This is a genomic window from Rhodoferax bucti (assembly GCF_005876985.1).
Taxonomy (GTDB): domain Bacteria; phylum Pseudomonadota; class Gammaproteobacteria; order Burkholderiales; family Burkholderiaceae_C; genus Allorhodoferax; species Allorhodoferax bucti.
In genome coordinates, this window is record NZ_VAHD01000002.1 from 718,389 (window position 1) to 740,182 (window position 21,794).

Annotated in this window: 22 protein-coding genes and 2 tRNA genes; 13 read left to right on the plus strand and 11 right to left on the minus strand. The window is 60.9% G+C overall.

The window, feature by feature from the left end; all coding sequences use genetic code 11:
• Positions 1–41 precede the first annotated feature (41 nt).
• On the plus strand, positions 42–1,226 hold the full coding sequence (locus FDM28_RS09965; protein WP_420853010.1) for an HPP family protein: 1,185 nt from the start codon (positions 42–44) through the stop codon (positions 1,224–1,226).
• Between the two features lie 118 nt (positions 1,227–1,344).
• On the opposite strand, the gene efp is transcribed toward FDM28_RS09965, so the two are convergent.
• Both efp and earP read right to left on the minus strand, forming a co-directional pair.
• Positions 1,345–1,899 (minus strand): elongation factor P, encoded by a 555-nt coding sequence (gene efp, locus FDM28_RS09970; RefSeq protein WP_087494218.1) that lies wholly within the window; start codon positions 1,897–1,899, stop codon positions 1,345–1,347.
• A gap of 118 nt (positions 1,900–2,017) precedes the next feature.
• A complete protein-coding gene (earP, locus tag FDM28_RS09975; RefSeq protein ID WP_240791965.1) occupies positions 2,018–3,223 on the minus strand; it encodes an elongation factor P maturation arginine rhamnosyltransferase EarP in 1,206 nt (401 codons plus the stop codon).
• Positions 3,224–3,271: 48 nt separating this feature from the next.
• Between earP and uvrC the strand changes: the two genes are divergently transcribed.
• The 6 genes from uvrC to FDM28_RS10005 all read left to right on the plus strand — a co-directional run bounded on the left by uvrC (position 3,272) and on the right by FDM28_RS10005 (position 8,562).
• The gene (uvrC, locus tag FDM28_RS09980; protein ID WP_138514992.1) at positions 3,272–5,242 is read left to right on the plus strand and encodes an excinuclease ABC subunit UvrC; all 1,971 of its coding nucleotides are present in this window, start codon (positions 3,272–3,274) and stop codon (positions 5,240–5,242) included.
• Between the two features lie 20 nt (positions 5,243–5,262).
• The gene (pgsA, locus tag FDM28_RS09985) at positions 5,263–5,838 is read left to right on the plus strand and encodes a CDP-diacylglycerol--glycerol-3-phosphate 3-phosphatidyltransferase (protein ID WP_138514993.1); all 576 of its coding nucleotides are present in this window, start codon (positions 5,263–5,265) and stop codon (positions 5,836–5,838) included.
• A 257-nt stretch (positions 5,839–6,095) separates the two neighbouring features.
• Entirely contained in the window at positions 6,096–6,368 is a 273-nt protein-coding gene (locus FDM28_RS09990; protein ID WP_066709320.1) for an HU family DNA-binding protein, read from the plus strand.
• A 15-nt stretch (positions 6,369–6,383) separates the two neighbouring features.
• Positions 6,384–6,459, plus strand: a tRNA-Val gene (locus tag FDM28_RS09995).
• Positions 6,460–6,523: 64 nt separating this feature from the next.
• A complete protein-coding gene (locus FDM28_RS10000) occupies positions 6,524–8,446 on the plus strand; it encodes a peptidylprolyl isomerase (protein ID WP_138514994.1) in 1,923 nt (640 codons plus the stop codon).
• A 40-nt stretch (positions 8,447–8,486) separates the two neighbouring features.
• Positions 8,487–8,562 (plus strand) — tRNA-His (locus tag FDM28_RS10005).
• 57 nt (positions 8,563–8,619) lie between these two features.
• On the opposite strand, the gene FDM28_RS10010 is transcribed toward FDM28_RS10005, so the two are convergent.
• A complete protein-coding gene (locus FDM28_RS10010) occupies positions 8,620–9,603 on the minus strand; it encodes an NADPH:quinone oxidoreductase family protein (protein ID WP_138514995.1) in 984 nt (327 codons plus the stop codon).
• Positions 9,604–9,731: 128 nt separating this feature from the next.
• On the opposite strand from FDM28_RS10010, the gene surE reads away from it, so the two are divergent.
• From surE to rlmD, 5 genes are read left to right on the plus strand one after another with little or no spacing between them, the layout of a single operon-like run.
• Complete coding sequence (gene surE / locus FDM28_RS10015; RefSeq protein ID WP_138514996.1) at positions 9,732–10,502, plus strand: 5'/3'-nucleotidase SurE; 771 nt, start codon at positions 9,732–9,734, stop codon at positions 10,500–10,502.
• Positions 10,499–11,320: a protein-L-isoaspartate(D-aspartate) O-methyltransferase gene (locus FDM28_RS10020; RefSeq protein ID WP_138514997.1), complete on the plus strand. Its 822-nt coding sequence runs from the start codon at positions 10,499–10,501 to the stop codon at positions 11,318–11,320. The genes surE and FDM28_RS10020 overlap by 4 nt, the downstream gene beginning before the upstream one ends.
• Positions 11,321–11,334: 14 nt before the next feature.
• Positions 11,335–12,231 (plus strand): peptidoglycan DD-metalloendopeptidase family protein, encoded by an 897-nt coding sequence (locus FDM28_RS10025; RefSeq protein ID WP_138514998.1) that lies wholly within the window; start codon positions 11,335–11,337, stop codon positions 12,229–12,231.
• Between the two features lie 6 nt (positions 12,232–12,237).
• Positions 12,238–13,263 (plus strand): sigma-70 family RNA polymerase sigma factor, encoded by a 1,026-nt coding sequence (locus FDM28_RS10030; RefSeq protein WP_138514999.1) that lies wholly within the window; start codon positions 12,238–12,240, stop codon positions 13,261–13,263.
• A gap of 26 nt (positions 13,264–13,289) precedes the next feature.
• Complete coding sequence (rlmD, locus tag FDM28_RS10035; RefSeq protein ID WP_138515000.1) at positions 13,290–14,756, plus strand: 23S rRNA (uracil(1939)-C(5))-methyltransferase RlmD; 1,467 nt, start codon at positions 13,290–13,292, stop codon at positions 14,754–14,756.
• Positions 14,757–14,768: 12 nt separating this feature from the next.
• Here the strand turns inward: rlmD and FDM28_RS17740 are convergent, their stop codons facing one another.
• Positions 14,769–15,146 (minus strand): hypothetical protein, encoded by a 378-nt coding sequence (locus tag FDM28_RS17740; protein WP_206021960.1) that lies wholly within the window; start codon positions 15,144–15,146, stop codon positions 14,769–14,771.
• Positions 15,147–15,263: 117 nt separating this feature from the next.
• Positions 15,264–15,959, minus strand: coding sequence for a Bax inhibitor-1/YccA family protein (locus tag FDM28_RS10045; protein WP_138515001.1), 696 nt, complete (start codon positions 15,957–15,959; stop codon positions 15,264–15,266).
• A gap of 213 nt (positions 15,960–16,172) precedes the next feature.
• On the opposite strand from FDM28_RS10045, the gene FDM28_RS10050 reads away from it, so the two are divergent.
• The gene (locus tag FDM28_RS10050; RefSeq protein WP_138515002.1) at positions 16,173–16,580 is read left to right on the plus strand and encodes a GlcG/HbpS family heme-binding protein; all 408 of its coding nucleotides are present in this window, start codon (positions 16,173–16,175) and stop codon (positions 16,578–16,580) included.
• A gap of 84 nt (positions 16,581–16,664) precedes the next feature.
• On the opposite strand, the gene hemP is transcribed toward FDM28_RS10050, so the two are convergent.
• From hemP to FDM28_RS10080, 6 genes are read right to left on the minus strand one after another with little or no spacing between them, the layout of a single operon-like run.
• Complete coding sequence (gene hemP / locus FDM28_RS10055) at positions 16,665–16,874, minus strand: hemin uptake protein HemP (protein WP_138515003.1); 210 nt, start codon at positions 16,872–16,874, stop codon at positions 16,665–16,667.
• Between the two features lie 10 nt (positions 16,875–16,884).
• Positions 16,885–17,307 (minus strand): ExbD/TolR family protein, encoded by a 423-nt coding sequence (locus FDM28_RS10060; protein ID WP_138515004.1) that lies wholly within the window; start codon positions 17,305–17,307, stop codon positions 16,885–16,887.
• Positions 17,308–17,328: 21 nt separating this feature from the next.
• Entirely contained in the window at positions 17,329–18,048 is a 720-nt protein-coding gene (locus FDM28_RS10065) for a MotA/TolQ/ExbB proton channel family protein (RefSeq protein ID WP_138515005.1), read from the minus strand.
• Between the two features lie 50 nt (positions 18,049–18,098).
• Entirely contained in the window at positions 18,099–18,797 is a 699-nt protein-coding gene (locus FDM28_RS10070) for an energy transducer TonB (protein WP_138515006.1), read from the minus strand.
• 35 nt (positions 18,798–18,832) lie between these two features.
• Positions 18,833–19,516 (minus strand): Fe2+-dependent dioxygenase, encoded by a 684-nt coding sequence (locus FDM28_RS10075; protein WP_138515007.1) that lies wholly within the window; start codon positions 19,514–19,516, stop codon positions 18,833–18,835.
• Between the two features lie 29 nt (positions 19,517–19,545).
• Positions 19,546–21,786, minus strand: coding sequence for a TonB-dependent receptor (locus FDM28_RS10080; protein ID WP_138515008.1), 2,241 nt, complete (start codon positions 21,784–21,786; stop codon positions 19,546–19,548).
• Positions 21,787–21,794 lie beyond the last annotated feature (8 nt).

The window sequence follows — 21,794 nt, forward strand, 5'->3', positions numbered from 1 at the left end:
CGCACAGATAATGTTTTCTCCCGCTCCTTCAAGCATGCGCCATGCCAACAGAATCACCGCCTTCCTCTGACGCCTCCGTCGACACGTTGTCGCGCCGGGCGCGTTGGCGCATGTATGGGTTGGCCTTCTGGCCCGCGCCGATTGCCATGGAGTCACGCGAACGTTGGCGCGCCGCCTTGGGCGCCGGGGTGGGGGTGGCCTTGGCGGCGGTCATCAGCCACGGGCTGTTCGCAGGACAAGCCTCGGGCATCTGGCTGCTGGCCCCCTTGGGCGCGAGTGCGGTGCTGGTGTTTGCCGTGCCCCTGAGCCCGCTGGCCCAGCCGTGGGCGGTATTGGGCGGAAACGGGGTGTCTGCCTTGGTGGGTGTGTTGTGCGCGCGCTGGGTGGACAACCCGGTGCTGGCCGCCTCCTTGGCGGTACCGCTGGCTATTGTGCTGATGCTGTATTTGCGCTGCCTGCATCCACCGGGCGGTGCCATGGCCTTGTCTGCGGTGCTGGGGCATTGGGCGGATGCGGGTGTGCCTTGGGCGCCGCTGCTGGCCAATGCGGCGCTCCTGATCGCTGCCGGGGTGCTTTACAACACGCTTACCGGCCGCGCATACCCTCAGCCGCACCGGCCGCCAGCCTCCACCATTGATGCCCAGGGACGGTTCACCAAGGCGGACATGGATGCGGCACTGGCCCATTACCACCAGCTGCTGGACGTGAGCCGTGATGACCTCGAAACGCTGCTTGAGCAAGCGGAGTTGGCTGCTTACCGTCGCAAGCTGGGTGCTTTGCGGTGCGAGGATGTGATGTCGGCCAGCCCGGTGTCGGTGCAGTTCGGCACGCCGCTTCGCGAGGCGTGGTCCTTGTTGCAGATGCATCGTGTTAAAGCGCTGCCAGTGGTAGACCGCGCGCGGCGGATGGTGGGCATCATCACGGTGGCAGATTTCATGCGCCATGCAGGCTTGGCGGATGCGGACGGATTGGGGCAGCGCTTGCGCGCGTTCATCCGCGCTTCCGGCACCTTGAGCTCCGACAAGCCCGAGGTGGCCGGCCAGATCATGACGCGCACAGTGCGTGTGGCCAGCGCACACCGGCCGCTGATGGAGTTGGTTCCCCTGTTCTCGGAAGACGGGCACCACCACATTCCCATCATCGATGGCGAGTCGCGCCTGGTGGGCATCATCACCCAGTCCGACCTGGTGCGGGCGTTGTACCGTGCGGTGCGGGTCGAGGCCTGATTCGAGATCTGCTACTTGCGCGCAAAAAAAATGGCTCCCGGAGGAGCCATTTTTTGACAGACACCGCAGTGTCTGTGTGAAACGTGTGGGTTAGACGCGTTTGCGGCAACGCGGCTGGTCAGACGCGTTTACGGTACTCGCCGGTGCGGGTGTCGATTTCAACGCGGTCGCCTTGGGCCACGAAGATTGGCACGCCGATTTCAAAACCGGTGGCGATCTTGGCAGGCTTGAGCACCTTGCCGGAGGTATCACCCTTCACAGCAGGCTCAGTCCAGGTGATTTCACGTTCCACGCTGGTGGGCAGTTCGACGGAGATGGCTTTGCCTTCGTAGAACACCACTTCGGCGGTCATGCCGTCTTCCAGGTAGTTCAGGGAGTCGCCCATGTTTTCGGCTTCGACTTCGTACTGGTTGTAATCAGCGTCCATCCAGACATACAGGGGGTCAGCGAAGTAGGAGTAAGTGCAATCCTTCTTGTCCAGAATGATCTGGTCCATCTTGTCGTCGGCCTTGAACACGACTTCGGTACCGAAGTTGGCGATCAGGCTCTTGAGCTTCATGCGCACGGTGGCAGAGTTGCGGCCGCCGCGGCTGTATTCGGTTTTCAGGACGACCATGGGGTCTTTGCCGTGCATGATCACGTTGCCGGCGCGGATTTCTTGTGCGATTTTCATAGGGTTGCGAGGACGTTTGTCGCGTACAGCGACTGTAGGCCGCAGTCTGCGGCGGGGCATGATTTGCCCCCCTCAAACCTAGGCGGTTCAGGCGGCAAATTCAGCAAAGCCTCGCATTTTATCGCCTTTTCTGCACGAAGCCGATCAGCGTGCTCACCAAGTCGGGCTGTGCCCGCAGGCGTGTGCGCCAACTGTGCACCTGCGCTTGCCACGGCGCCAAGGGCAGCGCTGCCCAGCCGGAGCCCCCGGGCAGGGTGGCGGCCCCCAGAGCGCTTGTCGGCAGGCCGTTCCAGGCGGCATGCAACTGGCGCACGGTGTTGTTTGCTCCCATGCAGTCCAGAAAGGCAGCCAGTTTGTCGGCGTGGGCACCATCGTCTTGCGGGTAGATGTGCCAAATAAAAGGTTTGCCGGCCCACAGCGCACGCACCAGGGAGTCTTCCCCGCGCACCAGGTTCAGGTCGCAGGCGTGGAGCAGGGCGTCAAAGTCGGGGTGACTCAGCGCGGGTAGGTGATGCAGCCGCAGGGCGTCAGGGCGCAGGTGGGGACCTGCCTGCTCTCGGGCGGTGGGCAGTGCCGCCTCGATGGCCTGGGCTGCCCGACCTGGTGTGACCAGCAGCAGGGTAGGGGTGTCCGCTTGCATCCAGGCCGCCAGCGCGTTTGCCAACGCTGCAGGCTCGTAGCAAAACAGGCTGACCAGGCGCTCTCCCGCCCAGGGCACATGGTGCGCAGCCAACCATTCGGCGCGGGTGGCGTCACTCATGTCGGGCTGCTGGGGCAGCGCCGGTTCGCGCAGCAGGCCTCCTGTGCCCGTGGTGAAGCCGGGGTAATAAAAATGCTTGGTCCATCCCTTGGCAGGCCCCTGCATGACCGGGGAGGGTAGTGCGTGGCAGCGCTCTACATAGCCTTCGGCAGACAGGTATTCCAGATTTACCCACACAGGTGTTTGAGGGCTATTTATGCCTCCAGCGCCCGTGGTGTGTGCGCGAGCAGCTATGAATTCAGTAGCAATGTCACACCCAAAGCCCTCGATCCACACATCTGCCGGGGGTAGGTGCTGCAAAAAATCGGTGTTGCTGGCTTGGTTCCAGTCCAGCACGGTCACACCTGGCCACTGCTTGTCCCGTGCGCCGGGGGCCATCCAGGCCAGCGCGCTGCTGTCGTCCACCCACAGCCGCACGGTGTGTCCGCGGTGCGCGAGGTCGGCACACAGGCGCCAGCACACACCGATGTCGCCAAAGTTATCGATGACCCGGCAAAAAACATCCCACAGCATCGGCGACTGGCTGACATTTGCGGGGCTGGAAGTGACTTCAGGAAAAGGCATGCGCCCGATTGTGCACAAGGGGGCGGCGTGGCCCGACAATAGCGCCCCATGAGTGATACCCATCCTGAAGAGTTGCTGCGAGACGTGGCGGCACTCCCGTCTTTGCCTGGCGTGTACCGGTATTTCGATGCCGATGGGCAGGTGCTGTATGTGGGCAAGGCCATCAGCTTGAAAAAGCGGGTCAGCAGCTATTTCCAGAAAAACCATGGTGGCACCCGTATCGGCCATATGGTGAGCAAGATCGCTCGCATGGAGACCACAGTGGTCCGCTCCGAGGCCGAGGCGCTGCTGCTGGAAAACAACCTCATCAAGACGCTGAACCCCAAATACAACATATTGTTTCGGGACGACAAGAGCTATCCGTATCTGAAGATGACCGGCACCCCGCCGGTGCCCAAGAATATGGCGCCTGCTGAACCCGGTGCGCCTGCACGCGCGCCGCAGCCGGTGGAGTTTGCCCGGGTGTCGTATTACCGCGGTGCGGTGGAAAAAAAGCACCGCTACTTCGGCCCCTACCCGAGTGCTTGGGCGGTGAAAGAGGCCATTTTGCTGATGCAAAAGGTGTTCCGCTTGCGTACCTGTGAGGATTCGATTTTTGCCAACCGCACCCGGCCGTGTTTGCTGTACCAGATCAAGCGCTGCTCGGGCCCTTGTGTGGGGCACATCCAGCCGCTGGACTATGCGCAAGATGTTGCGAATGCCGAGCGCTTTCTGCGGGGCGAGGCCCAGGACGTGATGCGGGGGCTGGAGTCCCGCATGATGGCACACGCCGAAAAGCTGGAGTTTGAGAAGGCTGCCGAGTTGCGCAACCAGGTTGCGGCCTTATCCAACGTGCTGCATCAGCAGTCGGTGGACAATGTGTCGGACCGGGATGTGGATATCCTCGCCGTCAAGGTGCAAGGCGGCAAGGCCTGCGTGAATCTGGCCATGGTGCGTGGCGGTCGCCATTTGGGCGATCGGCCGTACTTTCCGGTGCATGTGGAAGATGCCTCTGCCATGGATGCTGCGGAGGAGGGCGCCGCGAGCGCGTCGGTCGAGGTGCAGGTGCTGGAAGCTTTTATCGCGCAGCACTACATCCAGGTGCCCATGCCCTCGGTGCTGGTGGTGAGCGACCCGGTTGGCAAAGGCCTGCTCCAAGCGTTGTCAGAGCAGACCGGCGTCAAGGCGACGGCGGTGCACCAGCCGCGCGAGCAGCGCCGGGCCTGGTTGGAGATGGCCCAAACCAATGCTGGCCTGCAGCTCGCACGCCTGCTGGCCGAAGAGGGGTCGCAGCAGGCCCGTACCCGCGCGCTGGCCGATGCGCTGGATCTGGCGCTCGACAATCTGGACGATTTGCGTATTGAGTGTTTCGATATTTCTCACACAGCAGGGGAGGCGACGCAGGCCTCGTGCGTGGTATTCCAAAACCACAAGATGCAAAACGCCGAGTACCGGCGCTTCAACATCGATGGCATTACCGGCGGGGACGATTACGCGGCCATGCGCCAGGTGCTCACGCGCCGCTACAGCAAGATGGCGGAGGCAATCCGGGAGGCCAAGCACAGTGGTACCGCCCTGAGCGGCAATGCGCGCTTGCCGGACTTGGTGCTCGTGGACGGCGGTAAAGGCCAGGTGTCCATGGCCAAAGAGGTGTTTGAAAGCCTGGGGCTGGACCTGTCGCTGATCGTGGGTGTTGAAAAAGGCGAAGGCCGCAAGGTTGGGCTGGAGGAGCTGGTGTTTGCCGATGGGCGCGACAAGGTCTATTTGGGTGCAGACTCGGCGGCCTTGATGCTGGTGGCCCAGATTCGCGATGAAGCGCACCGCTTCGCCATCACCGGTATGCGTGCCGCCCGTGCCAAGGTGCGCACCGGCGGTAGCAAGCTGGAGGAGATTCCGGGCATTGGCCCCAAGCGGCGCGCCAGGCTGTTGCAGCGTTTTGGTGGCGTGCGGGGGGTGGAGCAGGCCAGTGCGCAGGACATCGCTTCGGTTGAAGGTATTTCGCGCGAGCTGGCCGAGGAAATCTACCGGGCCCTGCACTAAGCCGTGCCACAATCCTGACCATGTTTACCACCATCCCCACCATCATGACCTGGGCGCGAATTTTCGCGATTCCCCTCATCGTGGGCGTGTTCTATCTGCCCGATAGCATGGCCAGCGCTTATGAACGGAACCTGGTGGCCACCGTCATGTTTGTGTTGTTTGCACTGACCGATTGGCTGGATGGCTACTTGGCGCGCAAACTGAACCAGACCTCGTCATTCGGTGCGTTTCTCGACCCCGTTGCGGACAAGTTTTTGGTGTGCGCGTGTGTGCTGGTACTGGTGCATCTGCAGCGTGCCGATGTATTCGTGGCACTCATCATTATTGGCCGCGAAATTGCCATCTCCGCCTTGCGGGAGTGGATGGCCCAGATCGGTGCCAGCAAGAGTGTGGCCGTCCATATGATCGGCAAGCTCAAAACGTTGGTGCAGATGGTGGCGATTCCCTTTCTGCTGTTCAACGGCACGCTGTTCGGCTTGATCGATACCCACGCTTGGGGTGTCTGGTTGATCTGGATGGCGGCGGTGCTGACGGTGTGGTCTATGGTCTACTACCTGCAAAAGGCGCTCCCAGAAATCCGGGCCAAAGCGAGGTAGAAGTGCGCGATGAGCGCGCCTGAGGACCTTGTTGCATCTGCTTGCAAATGCACGAAACGCGGATGAAAGAAAAAAACAGCAAGTGCAAGGGAACTCTCAGGTTTTACGTCTAGAATTCGCCTCCGCACCGCTTCAAAAGCGGGTGCCATATACCGGTACCGTTTGTTGCAGAAAGCGCCAAGCGCCTGCCAAACCGGGTGCCGCACCAGAAATTTGAAGAGACATTGTTCAACTCCGCTTCCGACTAAGGGGTCTTTGTGAATAAAACAGAATTGATCGAGCACATCGCCAAGCACGCTGACATTTCCAAGGCAGCTGCAACTCGCGCGCTGGAGTCCACCATCGGCGCAGTCAAGACCACCCTGAAAAAGGGCGGTACAGTTTCCCTCGTGGGTTTTGGTACATTTGCAGTTGGTAAGCGCGCTGCTCGCACAGGTCGCAATCCACGTACCGGCGCTGCGATTAAAATCAAGGCAGCCAAGGTGCCAAAATTCCGTCCAGGTAAAGCATTGAAAGATGCCCTGAACTGAAATCCGGTTTTCGGGGGGTGATTAGCTCAGTTGGTAGAGCGGCGCCCTTACAAGGCGTAGGTCGGCGGTTCGAGCCCGTCATCACCCACCACCCCCACCCAGCAAAGGCGAACAAATTGTTCGCCTTTTTTGTTGTTCACATGGAGAGTTAGCGCATGTTTGATTTTGTTCGCAAGCACAGCAAGGTGATTGCAGGCCCCCTGTTCTTGTTGATCATCCTGGCTTTCATCCTGGTAGGTGTGGACGGCTATAAAAACATGGCGGCCAAGGGGGCAACGGTGGCCACCATTGGCAATACAAAAATCACCCAGGAAGAATGGGATTTCGCCCATAAAAACGAAGTGGATCGCCTGCGCACCTCGGTGCCCAATCTGGATCCCAAGTTGTTGGAATCTGACGAGGCACGCTACACCACGCTGGAGCGGCTGGTGCGCGAAAAGGTGATGGCAGAGGCTGTGCAAAGTGCCCACATGACCACCAGCAATGCACGTCTGGCCCGTGAGTTGCAACAAAACCCGACGATTGCCAGTTTGCGCAAGCCGGACGGCACACTGGATATGGAACGCTATCGCCAGTTGGCGGCCAGTCAGGGGCTGACGCCCGAGGGGTTTGAGGCCCGTGTCCGCCGCGATCTGTCCTTGATGCAAGTGGAGTCTGCGGTCACTTCTACGGCGTTTTCACCCAAAGCCTTGTCCGACTTGGCGCTAAATGCATTTTTTGAACGCCGCGAAGTGCAGGTTTTGCGTTTCAGCCCTGCAGACTACGCCGCAAAAATCAACCCCTCGGATGCCGACATCGAGGCGTATTTCCAAGCCAACACGGCATTGTTTCAGTCCACCGAAACTGCGAATGTGGAGTACGTGGTGTTGGATTTAGACGCTGTCAAAAAGACGGTGACCGTGAGCGAAGCAGACTTGAAGTCCTACTTTGAGCAGAATGCCAATCGCCTGAGCGCCAAGGAAGAGCGTCGCGCCAGCCATATTTTGATCAATGCGCCCAAGGATATGCCGGCCGCGGACCGCGCCAAGGCCAAAGAGCGTGCGCAAGCGCTGTTGAGCCAAGTGCGTAAAGCGCCGGAGTCGTTTGCTGAACTTGCCAAGAAAAACTCCCAGGATGCAGGCTCTGCGCCCCGCGGTGGTGACCTGGACTTCTTCGGTCGTGGTGCCATGGTCAAGCCTTTTGAAGAGGCTGCATTCGCCATGAAAAAGGGTGATATCAGTGAAGTGGTGGAGTCGGATTTCGGTTTCCACATCATCAAGCTGGTAGATATCAAAGGAGCCAAGCAACCCAGCTTCGAGGAAGCCCGTGCCAGTTTGGAACCTGAGTTGCGTACGCAATTGGCCCAGCGCAAATACGCCGAAATTGCAGAATCGTTCACCAACGGGGTGTACGAACAGTCTGACAGCCTGAAGCCTGTGGCAGATCGCCTGAAGCTGGAAGTGAAGACCGCTGCCAACGTGCAACGCCAGCCTCTGCCTGGCGCAACGGGACCTCTGGCGAATGCCAAATTGCTGGAAGCAATTTTCAATGCGGACTCTCTGGAGAAAAAACGCAACACAGAGGCGCTGGAACTGGGTGCAAACCAACTGGTGTCTGCCCGTGTGGTGTCTTACAGCCCTGCACGTTCTTTGGCTTTGAATGAAGTCAAGGCGCAAGTGCGTGAGCGCCTGGTAGCCAGCCGTGCATTGGAGCAGGCCAAAAAAGAAGGTGCTGACAAGCTTGCTGCGTTGCAAACAAACCCCGGCGCTGTCACTTTTCCAGCGGCTCTCACCATCTCGCGAGATGCCGCACAAGGTTTGCCCGGTGCGGTGATTGATGCCGCTCTGAAAGCGAATGCGGCCAAATTGCCTGCCTTTGTAGGCACGGATGTCGCAGGCCAGGGTTACGCTGTTGTGCGGGTGAACAAGGTTCTGCCGCGCAATGCGGTGGAAGAGGCAAAGGGCAAGCAGGAGCAAGCCCAATTCGCCCAATGGGTTGCCGCTGCGGAGAGCAGTGCCTACTACGAAAGTTTGAAGCAGCGCTTCAAGGTGCAAATCAAGGTTCCGGCTCCGGGTGCTGCCAAAACGGCAACGAATTGACCGAAAAGCTTTGAATTTCAGGTTATAATTTTTGTCTACGGTGGCTGTAGCTCAGTTGGTAGAGTCCAGGATTGTGATTCCTGTTGTCGTGGGTTCGAGCCCCATCAGCCACCCCAAGATATAAAAAGCCCGCGCAAGCGGGCTTTTTTTCGTCTGTGCTTTTGCAGTGGTCTTTACACCGGTCCGTTCACCATCACCAATTTGCCCATGACCTGGCGTGAACCCATGTGGGCAAAAGCGGCCTTGAGGTCGGCCATGGGGATGGTGCGGTCGATAACGGGTTTGATTTTTCCTTGCCCGTACCATTGGGCGAGCTCTTGCATCATGGCGGCATTCGCCTGTGGCTCGCGTTTGGCAAAGTCTCCCCAAAACACGCCCACGATGGAGGCTCCCTTGAGCAATGCGAGGTTGAACGGCAGCGCAGGAATGGGGCCGCTTGCAAAGCCCACCACCAGATAGCGCCCGCGCCAGGCGATGGAGCGGAAGGCCTGTTCTGCGAAATCGCCGCCTACGGGGTCATAAATTACATCCGGGCCTTTGCCGCCGGTGAGTGTTTTGAGCGCATCCCGCAGGTTGTCGGTCTGGTAGTTGATGGTTGCATCCGCGCCCAGGGTGGTGCACAAGGCGCATTTTTCTGCGCTGGACGCCGCAGCGATCACTTTGGCACCCATGGTCTTGGCAATTTGAATGGCGGCCGTGCCCACGCCACCGGCCGCACCGAGTACCAGCACCGTTTCGCTCGCCTTCAGTTGCGCGCGGTCCACCAAGGCATGGTGAGAAGTGGCGTAAGTCATGATGAATGCGGCGGCGTCCACCATCGCAAAGCCGGGTGGCAACGGCATGCACAGGGCTGCGGGCGCGAGTGTGTGGGTGCCAAAGCCGCCGGTGCCACTCAGGCAGGCCACGGCTTGGCCTATCTTGAGGTGTTTGACGCCATCGCCCAGCGCCACCACGGTGCCGGCATATTCGGCACCGGGCACAAAAGGCAGGGGCGGTTTGATTTGGTACTTGTTCTGCACGATCAGCAGGTCGGGGAAATTCAGGCTTGCTGCCTTGATGTCCACCAGCACCTCGCCGGGGCCGGGCGTCGGCGTGGGCAGTTCTTTCCAGTTCAGCGCGTCTACCCCTGTAGGGTCTTCACAAAGCCAAGCATGCATGCAGTGTCTCCAAAGGGTGGTTCCTGCCAAATCATAGGTTGCACGGTGGGCTTGCTACAGCACAGATTGTCCCGGCGGCGACGGGCTCGTAGTCCGACCTCTACAATGCCTTCACACTCTTTTTAGCTATGAAAATTCTCATTTCCAACGACGACGGATACCAGGCGCCAGGCATCGTGGCTTTGTACGAGGCCTTGAAAGATGTCGCCGAGGTGGAAGTTATTGCCCCCGAGCAAAACAACAGCGCCAAGTCCAATGCCCTGACGCTGCATTCCCCTTTGTACGTGCACCGTGCATCCAACGGTTTCCGCTACGTAAACGGTACCCCAGCAGACTGCGTGCATATTGCCTTGAGCGGCTTGCTGGACTACCGGCCGGATTTGGTGGTGAGCGGCATCAACAACGGTGCCAACATGGGGGACGACACGATTTACTCCGGCACCGTGGGCGCGGCGATGGAGGGTTTTTTGTTTGGCGTGCCGGCGATTGCGTTTTCGCAGGTGGAAAAGGACTGGGTGCACCTGCAGTCTGCAGCGCACAAGGCACGCGAAATGGTGTTGGCCATGCAGCAGCAAAAGTTGATCACCACAACCCCTTGGCTGTTGAATGTGAATATTCCCAACCGGCCGTTTGAAGACATTCGCTCTATCAAACTCTGCCGTTTGGGTAAGCGGCATGCGGCGGAGAAAGTGATTCAGCAACAAAGCCCGCGCGGCGAGACCATGTACTGGATTGGTGCTGCCGGCCCGGCCAAAGATGATGCCGAAGGCACCGACTTTCACGCGACTGCGCAGGGCCATGTCTCGGTCACGCCCTTGCAAATCGATCTCACTGACCATGCCCACTTGGGTTACTGGGCGCAGACCATGGGCCGTGTCGCGCAACCGGCAAGCGCATGAAAGAGCGGCCTTCGTTTCCGGCCCGGCTGGACAGCACGCTGGCCAAAAACCGCCCCAGTGCGGTGGGTGGTTTGGGGCATGCGGCTCCCGCCTTGACCGTGGTGGCCAAGACGGCTGCAGGGGTTGCGGGCGCTGGCAAATCCAAAGGGGCGGCGATTCCGGTGCCCTTGGGCGTAGGCATGGATTCCCAAGCCGTGCGCCAGCGCATGGTGCAAAAGCTGGCAGGGCAGGGGGTCACTGACCCCTTGGTGTTACAGGCCATGGGCAGGATAGAGCGGCATCGTTTTGTGGACAGCGCCTTGGTCAACCAGGCCTATGAAGACACCAGCTTGCCTATCGGTTTGGGGCAGACGATATCCAAGCCCGGTGTGGTGTCCCGCATGATCGAGTTGCTGCGCAATGGCGCCACCGGCCGTATGGGCCGGGTGCTCGAAATCGGTACCGGTTGCGGCTACCAGGCGGCCGTGCTGAGCTGTGTGGCGGAGCAGGTGTACAGCGTCGAGCGCCTGCGCGGCTTGCACGACAAGGCGCGCGAGAACCTGCGCCATCTGCGCTTGGCCAACCTGCATTTGTTGTTTGGTGACGGCATGGTGGGCTATGCCCAAGGCGGGCCGTATGCGGGCATTATTTCTGCCGCAGGCGGCGATGTGCTGCCCCAAGCGTGGATCGACCAATTGGCCGTCGGCGGGCGCTTGGTGGCGCCTACGGTGCATGCGGGTGGGCAGGCCTTGATGGTGGTGGACAAGACCCCGCAAGGCCTACGCCAGAGCATTCTCGAGGCCGTGCATTTTGTGCCCCTAAAATCGGGCGTTGCCTGAAGGAAAAAATCAATATGCTGGGTTCGCGTAGTTTGTGGGTGGGATCAGTCGTGGTGGCCACGGGAATGTTGGTTGCGTGCGGCTCCAAGCCCCTGACCCGAGCGCCGGTGGAAGACCGGTCCAACCAGGCACCCAAGCAAGTGGTAGTGACGGACGTGCGTACCCAGGCCGTCAAGCAGCCTCCGGGTTTTGAGAATGCGGGCAAACCGGGTTACTACACCGTCAAGCCCGGCGACACGCTGATTCGCATCGGGCTGGAAAGTGGCCAGAGCCACAAAGACATTACCCGTTGGAACGCCCTTGAGAACCCCAACAAAATTGAAGTCGGCCAGGTGCTGCGCATCGTGCCGCCGGTTGCCAGCGAGGCCGTCACTGCCAAGCCCGTAGTGGCCGCCAGCAGCACGACAACCGCCTTGCCTCCTGCGGCGCCTGCCAGTGCCACAGCGGCCAGCAGCGCCGCCAGCGCGCCCGCCAAAGCCGCATCTGCACCGGCGAGTGCACCCGCCGCCGCTGCCGCGCCTACGGCTGCCAGCACCGGTGATGACGAAGTGGCGTGGATCTGGCCCGGCAAGGGCCCGGTGCTCGCCGGGTTTGATGAAGTGAAAAACAAGGGTGTGGATATCGGTGGCAACGCGGGCGACCCCGTGCTGGCCGCCGGTGAGGGCAAAGTGGTGTACGCAGGCGCCGGTTTGCGGGGCTACGGCAACTTGATCATCCTCAAGCACAACAACACCTACCTCACGGCCTACGCCCACAACCAGACCCTGCTGGTCAAAGAAGACCAAACGGTGAAAAAGGGCCAGAAGATCGCCGAAATGGGCAACAGCGATGCCGACCGGGTCAAGCTGCACTTTGAAGTGCGCAAGCAGGGCAAGCCGGTGGACCCTGCCAAGTACCTGCCTCCCCGGTAACACACCATGGCCTCGCCCCCCGCCTTCACCGACGATGACGACAACGTCCCCGGTGAAGGTGTGGAGCCGGTTTATACGTCAAATGGCTCTCTAGCGCCCGCCGAATATGCGCGAGCAGCTCCTGATTCCATAGCAAAAGACGCTGCGCACCCGGAGATTGATAGCCTTGCTGACGCCGAGCAGGGCCCCGACGCCTTGGCGGTCTACCTGCGTGGCGTGCGCCGTACGCCGCTATTCACCCCCGAAGAAGAGTTTGCCGTGGCGACCCGCGCCCGTGCGGGTGATTTTGCGGCCCGCCAGAGCATGATCGAGCACAACCTGCGCCTGGTGATCAGCATTGCCAAGGGCTACGCCGGTCGCGGGGTGCCGATTTCGGATTTGATTGAAGAGGGCAACCTCGGGCTGATGCACGCTATCGACAAGTTTGAGCCCGAGCGGGGTTTCCGCTTTTCCACCTATGCCACCTGGTGGATACGCCAGTCGGTGGATCGCGCACTCATGTACCAGGGCCGTGCGGTGCGCCTGCCGGTGAATGTGGTGCGCGAGGTGCAGCAGGTGCTGCGCGCCCGCAAGCTGCTGGAGAACGATCCGGCCCTGCTGGCCCAGCGCCCGGAGGGCATCCGTGTCGAGGACATTGCCGCCTTGCTCGGCCGGGACACGGTAGACGTGACCGACCTGCTGGCCATGGCAGAGGCCCCCCGCTCACTGGATGCCCGCTCCGACCACTCCGGCGATGAACATTCGCTGGGCGACGGCCTGGCAGATACCGTGTCCGCCACCCCCGACCATGTGGCGCTGGAGCACGAGGTGGATGCCTTGTTGGAGGAGTGGATGGCCACCCTGAACGCCCGGGAGCAGGAGGTGCTGGAAGCCCGCTTCGGCCTGCATGATCGCGATCCGGAAACCCTGGAAACCCTGAGCGAGCGCCTCGGCCTGACCCGCGAACGGGTGCGCCAAATTCAGAACGAGGCGCTGTTCAAGCTCAAGCGCTACCTCGCCCGGCGCGGTATCAAGCGGGAGTTTCTGATCTGAGTGCGCCGACCTGAGACAATTCAGGGATGACAGACGTACACAACAACGACATGGTTTCGCCCAAGCCGCTGCCTGAGGGCTGGCTGGCCGTCAAATCCCTCGATCTGGAAGCCCAGGGCGTGGCCCACCGCCCCGATGGCAAAGTGGTGTTCATTGAAGGTGCCTTGCCCTTTGAAGTGGTGAGCGCCCAAATGCACCGCAGCAAAGCCAGTTTTGAGAAAGGCACGCTCACCGAGATCCACACCGAATCCTCCCAACGGGTGCAGCCGGCGTGCCCGCACTTCGGCTTGCATGAAGGCGCCTGTGGTGGCTGCAAGATGCAGCATTTGCACGTAGGCGCTCAGGTCGCCGTGAAGCAACGGGTGCTGGAAGACAACCTGCAGCACATCGGCAAAGTCAAGCCGGACAACGTGGTGCGCCCCATTGAAGGCCCGGCCTGGGGCTACCGCTACCGCTCGCGCCTGTCGGTGCGCTTTGTGCGTAAAAAGGGAGCGGTGCTGATCGGCTTTCACGAGCGCAAGAGCCGCTATGTGGCCGACATGAAGGTCTGCCCTGTGCTGGCGCCCCGCGTGAGTGCCATGCTGCTGCCGCTGCGCCAGTTGATTGAGTCCATGGACGCGGTGGAAACGATTCCCCAGCTCGAACTCGCCATGGGCGACATGGGCACCAGCCAGGACAGCCAGGCTGGCGTCATCGCCCTGGTGATGCGCCACATGGAGCCCTTGTCAGAGGCCGACAAGGGCCGCCTGCGCGAATTTGCGGCCACCCAGCCCGGCCTGCAATGGTGGCTGCAGCCCAAGGGGCCAGAGACCATTCACCGCTTGGATGAGCTGCCTGGCCATGAAACCGGCGACCTGGCCTACACCTTGCCGGACTACGGCATCACCATGCCTTTCCGCCCCACGGACTTCACGCAGGTGAATCCGCACATCAACCGCGTGCTGGTGTCCCGCGCGCTCGGGCTGCTGCAGGTGCAAAAGACCGAGCGGGTGATTGACTGGTTCTGCGGCCTTGGCAACTTCACCCTGCCGCTGGCCACCCAGGCGCGCGAAGTGCTGGGCGTGGAGGGGGCCGAGTCGCTGGTGGCCCGCTCGCGCGAAAACCTGGTATTCAATTCCAAGCAGAAAGAAGCTCTGGCGCCCGATACGCCTGCGCTGGCAGCTACTAAATTTGTAGCGCGCAACTTGTTTGAGATGACGCCCGAGTTGTTGATTGCCGATGGCAGCGCCGACAAATGGCTGATCGACCCGCCCCGCGAAGGCGCCTACGCCCTGGTGCAGGCCCTGGCCGCCTTGCACCAGCAGCCGGAGCTGCGCCAAGGCTGGACGCCGCCCAAGCGTATCGTTTACGTGAGCTGCGCTCCTGCGACCTTGGCGCGCGATGCCGGTGTGCTGGTCAACGAAGCCGGCTACACCTGCACCAAGGCGGGGGTGGTGAATATGTTCCCCCACACCGCGCATGTGGAGAGTATTGCGGTGTTCGAGCTGAACTAAAAAAAGCGGAGCCTAGTGCTCCGCTTTTGCTTTGGGCTTGGTTTTGGCCTTGCTATCGTCCGCCGCTTTTTCGGTGATGACTTCTTCCGAGGGCGGCGGCGGTGGCGGTGCGGGCTTCAGGCCTTGGGGGGCCACGCCTTCGATTTTGTTTTCCCGCATGTAGAGGTCCATCTCTTTCCATCCGGCGAATACGGCGGCTTTGGAGGCTTTCTCGTTCAGCGAGTAGCAGTCTTCAATGCTGCGCAGCCCGTGGCGGCAGGCGCTGCCGATGGCTTTGGCTTCGGCCTCGCGCTGGGCGATCTTCGGGTCTGCCATGGCCGCCTGGATGGATTGCAGATCGCAAGCCGTCAGCAGCAGGGCAGAAAGAAGAAGCAGGGGGCGTAGTGTCATAGGGCGGATGGAGTGCTACCAGTTATATCGGCAATTACGCTCAACTATTAACCCTTGATGCGCGGGCAATAAAAAAGGCCCACGAGGGGCCTTTTTTGAGGGTGCATGCGCAAGCGCTTAGTCGCGCTCGCCGCCGAAGATGCCCAGCAAGGCCAGCAAGTTCTGGAACACGTTGACGATGTCCAAATACAGGGCCAGCGTTGCGGTGATGTAGTTGGTCTCGCCGCCATCGATGATGCGCTTGACGTCGTACAGCATCCAGAAGCTGAAAATGCCGATGGCCGCCATGGAGAGCGCCATCATGCCGGCGCTGGAGCCCACAAAGGCGTTGATCAGGCCACCCACCAGCAGCACGATGGTGCCCACCATCAGCCACTTGCCCATGCCGGTCAAATCGCGCTTGATAACGGTAGCCAGGCTGGCCATGGCAAAGAACACGCCAGCGGTGCCGCCGAAGGCCGTCATGATCAGCTGGGGGCCGTTGCTGAAGCCCAGCGTGCGCTGGATCAGGGGCGACATCATCAAGCCCATGAAGAAGGTAAAGCCCAGCAAGACGGGTACGCCGGTGGCCGAGTTCTTGGTTTTCTCAATGGCAAAGATGAAGCCGAAGGCCACTGCCATGAACAAAACAAAGCCCAGCATGCCGCTGAACAGCGGCGCAATATTCAGTGCCACGCCGGCCCAGGCGCCCAACACGGTGGGAATCAGGCTCAGCGAGAGCAGCCAGTAGGTGTTGCGCAGCACTTTGTTGCGTTGCGCGGTCGATGCGCCATAGCCCAGGCTCTGGCCGAAGGTTGTAGTGCGATCTGTCATGGTGTTACTCCAGTTAAAAAACTGCGGGGTATGCGCCGCGTGGTGCGTGCGTGACCTGCAGATGCGAACATTCTAGGGTTTTGCAAGGCCGCCCCCGTGCTTTGTATGTCTATTCCAGCACTTTCGGGTGGGGCTGATGTGTGTTGGGCGGCAGAAAGAGGCCTTGCGCTTTGGGTATGCTCTGGGTTTTCACCCACTTTTAACCTGAGCACCATGAAAACCAAAGCTGTACTCGAATTTTCCGACGTGGCCGCCATCGCCGCTGCTGCATACGCCGAGGCTGTCAAAAACCACTGGGCAGTGAGCATTGCCATTGTGGATGACGGCGGCCACCTGTTGTCCTTCCAGCGTCTGGATGGCGCCGCGCCCATCTCCTCGCACATTGCGCCCGGCAAAGCCCGCACGGCTGCCTTGGGTCGCCGCGAGAGCAAGGTGTACGAAGACATGATCAATGGCGGCCGTGTCTCTTTCTTGAGCGCCCCTCACCTGGATGCCTTGCTGGAAGGCGGCGTGCCGATCATCAAAGACGGCCAGTGCCTGGGTGCGGTGGGTGTGAGCGGCGTCAAGTCGAGCGAAGACGCGCAGATTGCCAAGGCGGGCATCGCAGCCATTGGTTTGTAAGCCGCGTTCTCGCTGCTATCAAAAAAATAGCTGCTCCCGCACAGCGGATGTGCGCCAGCAGCTATTTTTATGCCCAACGCGGGCTTACTTGGTTAGGATCAGTTTGCCGGCTTTGGTGGTTTGCAGGCGGTAACGCTGGCCTTTGTACTCAATGTCCACGCTCTGGCGGGCCCCCAGCAGGGCGCTGGCTTGCACCACCGGGCCCCAATCCGGAGTGCGTGCCTCTGGGCTACTCGGGCTGGCCTGGAGGGGGTGAGCGTTCGGCATGGGCGCCAAGGTGCTGGGTGTGTGCATGCCGCCTCGTTCAGTGTTGGGGCTCGGTGATAAAGCCGATTTTGCGCAAGCCGGCTTGCTGTGCGGCCGCCATGGCCTGCGCCACAAACTCGTAGCGCACGGCCTTGTCTCCCCGGATGTGGAGCTCCGGCTGGGGGTCTTTGGCCGCCTCTGCCTGCAGCACGCCGGGCAGGGCGTCGGTGCTAACGCTGGCTTGGTTCAGGAAGTAGGTGCCCTGCGCATCCACGCTGAGCTGCAGGGTTTCCGGCTTGGTTTGCTGGGGCTGGCTGGTGGCGGTGGGCAGCTCTACATTCACCGCATGTTTCATCACCGGCACGGTGATGATGAAGATGATGAGCAGCACCAGCATCACGTCCACCAGGGGCGTCATGTTGATTTCGTTCATCACCTCGCCATCGCTGTCGGCGCTGGCGTCTTGCATTCCGAATGACATGGTAGGTTCCTCGGCAGCGGCTTAGGCTTTTTTCATGGCAACGACCTTGCCATCGGTACCCTGGTGGTGGCTCACCCGGGCGCCGGTGACGAAGTAGGCGTGCAGGTCGTGTGCAAAGCGGTTGAGCTTGGTGAGGATGGACTTGTTGCCCCGCACCAGCGCGTTGTAGCCCAGCACGGCGGGAATGGCCACGGCCAGGCCCAGTGCCGTCATGATCAGTGCCTCGCCAATCGGGCCGGCAACCTTGTCGATGGTGGCCTGGCCGGAGGCGCCAATGCCCATCAACGCGTGGTAGATGCCCCATACGGTGCCGAACAAGCCCACGAAGGGCGCCGTAGACCCTACCGAGGCCAGCACGGCCAGGCCGCTCTGGAAGCGGGCGGTGCTGTCGTCAATGCTGTTGCGCAGGGAGCGGCTGATCCAGTCGCTGATGTCCAGGGCGTCGTGCAACTGGGTTTGGGTGTTGCGGTGGTGGGTAGTGGCTTCCTGGCCGGAGCGGGCCAGTTGCACAAAGGGGTTGTCGGTCGGGGTGCCCAAGGCCTGAATGCCGCCTTCAAAGTCGGCGCTGTGCCAGAAGTTTTCGGTGCGGGCCGCCAATGACTTGAACTTGAAAATGTCCAGCGCCTTGATGAGGATCACGATCCACGAGGCCAGCGACATGCCCAGCAACAGCAGGGCCACGAATTTGGTGACCCAGTCGCCTTGGGTCCAGAGGGTGGCGAGTCCGAGTTGGGATTCCATACATTTACTCCAATCAAAAAATCAAATTCAGGTGAATAAAACGGGGCGACTCAGCGAGTGAGTTGCCAGTTAAAGGGCACGTCAAACCACATGCCCTGTGGCACGCCGTCGCGTTTGCCGGGTACATAGCGCCACTTGAGAGCGGTCTCCAGCGAGGCTTGGTCGAGGCGGTCAAAGCCACTGCTGTGTTTCACGCTGGCCTGACTGGCTTGGCCATCGGTGCCGATGAACACGCGCACCACGACCTTGCCGGTTTCGAGCAGGCGCTTGCTTTGGGCGGGGTAGGCCGGTTTGGGGTTGTTTAGGTAGTCCGCATCGCTGGAGGGCATTTCCACCTTGGCCGGTGCAGGGGGCGCTGGTGGTGCGGCGGGGGCGTTGCCACTGGTGCTGGCGGTGGTGTTGGCCGATGCGGCGGCCGGTGCCGTTGCGGTGGGAGCCGCAGCCGTGGCTGCAGGTGCGGTCGCGGATGGCGCAATGGCCAGCGGTGCAGGTGTGGGGGGCTTGGGTGCAGTCTGCTTGGCAGCCGGTTGCGGCTTGGGGGTGGGGCGCGCTGGGGGTGGAGGCGAGGCGGGGGCCATGATTTCCACCAGAATTTCTGCAGGCACCACCACTTCTGCCACACGGCGTAGCAAGCCGGTGTGCAGCGCCCACAGCACCAGAATGTGCAGGGCAACCACGCTGATGGCGATGGAGGTGTTGCGGCTCATGGCAGGCAGGGGGCCGGGTCGGGCAAGGTCAAAGGTAGACATGGCGGTGTACGGGGGAGGTGGGGTATGGCGCACGCTCAGGTGTCGGCCCACATGCGCAGCATGTTGTGGTAAACGCCGGTCAACGCGACGGTTTCATCCGAATCGCCATGGCGGCGGCGCAAGTTCAGCAGGTTCATATCCAGCTCGTAGAGCATGCGGCGCTGCTCGTCGCCGCGTACCAGGCTCTCAATCCAGAAGAAGCAGGCCACCCGGTGACCGCGTGTCACGGGCTTGACCTGGTGCAGGCTGGTGCCCGGATAGAGCACCGCATGGCCTGCCGGCAGTTTGACGGTTTGCTCTCCATAGGTGCCGGCGATGGTGAGTTCGCCACCGTCGTAGTCGGCCGGGTCGCTCAAAAACACAGTGCACGACACATCGGTGCGCAGGCGTTGGCCGGTACCGGGTAGGTAGCGCACCGAGCCGTCAATATGGTTGCCGTAGAAGTTGGAGTCCCCGCCGTAGCGGTTCACACGGGGCGGAAACACTTTTTTTGGCAACGCCGCCGAGAAGAAGGTGGTGTTGCGGTCCAAGGCGCGCAGCACCAGTTCCCGGATGCTGCGCGCGATTTCGCCGTCGTGGTCGAGCTGCTCGTTGTTTTTGACCTGCTTGGCCAGCTCGCCAGTGCCTTTGCGCCCGTCCACCCACGGTGCCTCTTTCAAAAGTTGCTGGGCGTGGGTGACTTCATCGGAAGTCAGGAGTTCGGGCAGGTGCAAAAGCATGGCGGTGGCTGGCAGGGAGTGGGTGGGGTTTAGAACTTGTGGGTCAACGTCGCCTGGACATTGCGGCCCGCACCGGGTGTGTAGAACGAGGTGTACAGACCGTCGGCATACAGCTTGTCGAGGGCGTTGGTGACGTTCACCTTCAGCGCGGTTTTCTCGCTGAATTTGTATTCGCCCATCAAGTCCAGCGTGGCGTATCCGGGTGCAAAAAAGCCCGGGTTCCGGTTCGGCGACTGTTCGCTACGGAAGTTGACACCGGTGCCTGCGCGGAAGTTGGGCGTGAACTGGTAGGTTGTCCACACGGTTCCACTGTGCACTGGGGTCAGGGAGGGGCGATCGCCAACGCGATCACCCGCTGTGTTTTGGGTGCAGGTTCCTGTTGCGGGGCACGGTGCGGCCGCATCGACCATGGCGTCAGGCATCCACATGTAGGAGCCGTAAACCTCCCATTTCGGGGTCAACATGCCGGAGACGTCAACTTCCAGACCCGTGGCATGGCGACGCCCGGATAGCACCGCTGTGGCAGCAGCGTTGTCTGGGTCGGTGTTGCGTTCGTTGAACTTCACCGACTGGAAGATTGCCAAACGAGTGGTGTAGCGCTTGTCTGCAGAGTCCAGCTTGGCACCAATCTCTACGTTGCGGCTCTGCTCAGGTGGTGCATTGGAGCTGGTGCCGCTGTAAGAGTAGGTGTCTGCAGACGTGTTGTACGAAGTGCCCCATGAGAAGTGGTAAGAGCTCAACTCCGTAGGTTGGTAAAGAACACCAACGCGCTGACTCCAGTTCGCAATGGTCTGGTCGTAAGCGGCTGTTTTGTTGCCGGCAGCATCTTCGGTAACGTAGTTGCCACGCATGCGGTCAAAACGTAATCCGCCCAGCACCTTCCAGTGTTCTGCGACTTGCACGAGGTCCATGGCGTAGAGACCCAGGTTATCGGCCTGGAACGCGCTGGAGCGGCTGAGTACGCGCGCACCTTCATCCACGGATGCTCCGTCGTTTGGAGTGGCTACTGTCGTGGAAGGGCGGCTTGCACCTCCAGTCACTCTGAACACGTTTTTGTTCTCTTGGGCCACATCCACCCCAGTGAATAGCTCATGTTTCAGGCCGAAGGCCGTGAGCTTTTTGGTGTAGTCGCTTTGGAGGTAGACGGAGTTCAGATCTTGAATCTTGTTCTGCGCTCCGCGCGTAATTACCGTGGCATTTGAGAAGTTGTTAATTCCTGTTCCGGCTGCGTAGTTCCACAGAGTGGCCCGTTGGTCGCGGGTGTACACACCACGGCGTACGCTGGTTTTCAGTTCGCTGTCGTCGTCAAAGCGGTGGGTGTGGCTGGCGGTGATGTAGTTCGCAGTGCCATCGTTGTAGTCGCTGGCCATGCCGTAATACGTTTGTGGCGCGATGGCTTCGTTGAGTACGCTGGTCGCAGTGTCTGCAGTGGATGTGGGTTTGATCCAGCGCACGCCGTAGTTGATGCCGTTATTGTTTTCCAGCGAATACAAGCTGACCGAGAACTCGTCTTTGGTGCCGATGCCCCAGCGGTAATTAGCGGCTATCCCGCGCTTGTCGATGCTGCTGCCCGCGCCGTTGTTGTCGGCCTTGGTCGCCATGGCGTTGATACGCAGGCCGGAGTCTTCGCCGGTTTTGATGTTGAAGTCGCCAGTAACGCGGCGGTAGTTGTAGCTGCCTAGCGTGGTGGTGACTTCGTTGTCGTCTATCGCGCGGCCTTGTTTGCTGCTTTGGTTGACGGCGCCTCCGGTGGAGCCACGCCCGAACAACATGGAGGCAGAGCCACGCAAGAGTTCGATTTTGTCGCTGTTGAAGGTGTCGCGGTCATAAAACGCGGGGTCCCGCATGCCATCTACAAAAATGTCTCCGGTTTGCGCCAGCGAGAAACCGCGCAGGCGGATGTCTTCTTCACCGCCCTCGGCGGCCAAGAAGGTCACGCCTGCGGTGTTGTGCAGCACGTCCTTGAGGGTGTCGAGGTTGCGGTCATCGACCAGCTTCTCGGTGACCACGGTGATGGATTGGGGAATATCCCGCAAGTCCTGCTTGCCCTTGCCAATGCTGGTGGTGGTGGCACGCACAGAATCTTTGCCCTGGGCTTCTTCTGCCTGCTCGGTGATGGTGACCTGCTTGAGCGATTTCACGGGGGCGCCGGCGCTTTCTTGCGCAACCGCTGAAAACGAGCCGGCCAGCAGCATGGCGCCCAGGGGCAGCAAAGTGGCGGGGGAGTGGGATGAGGGGCTGGAAGTCTCCAGTGGTTTGGTGTGTGGCATAGCGCTCA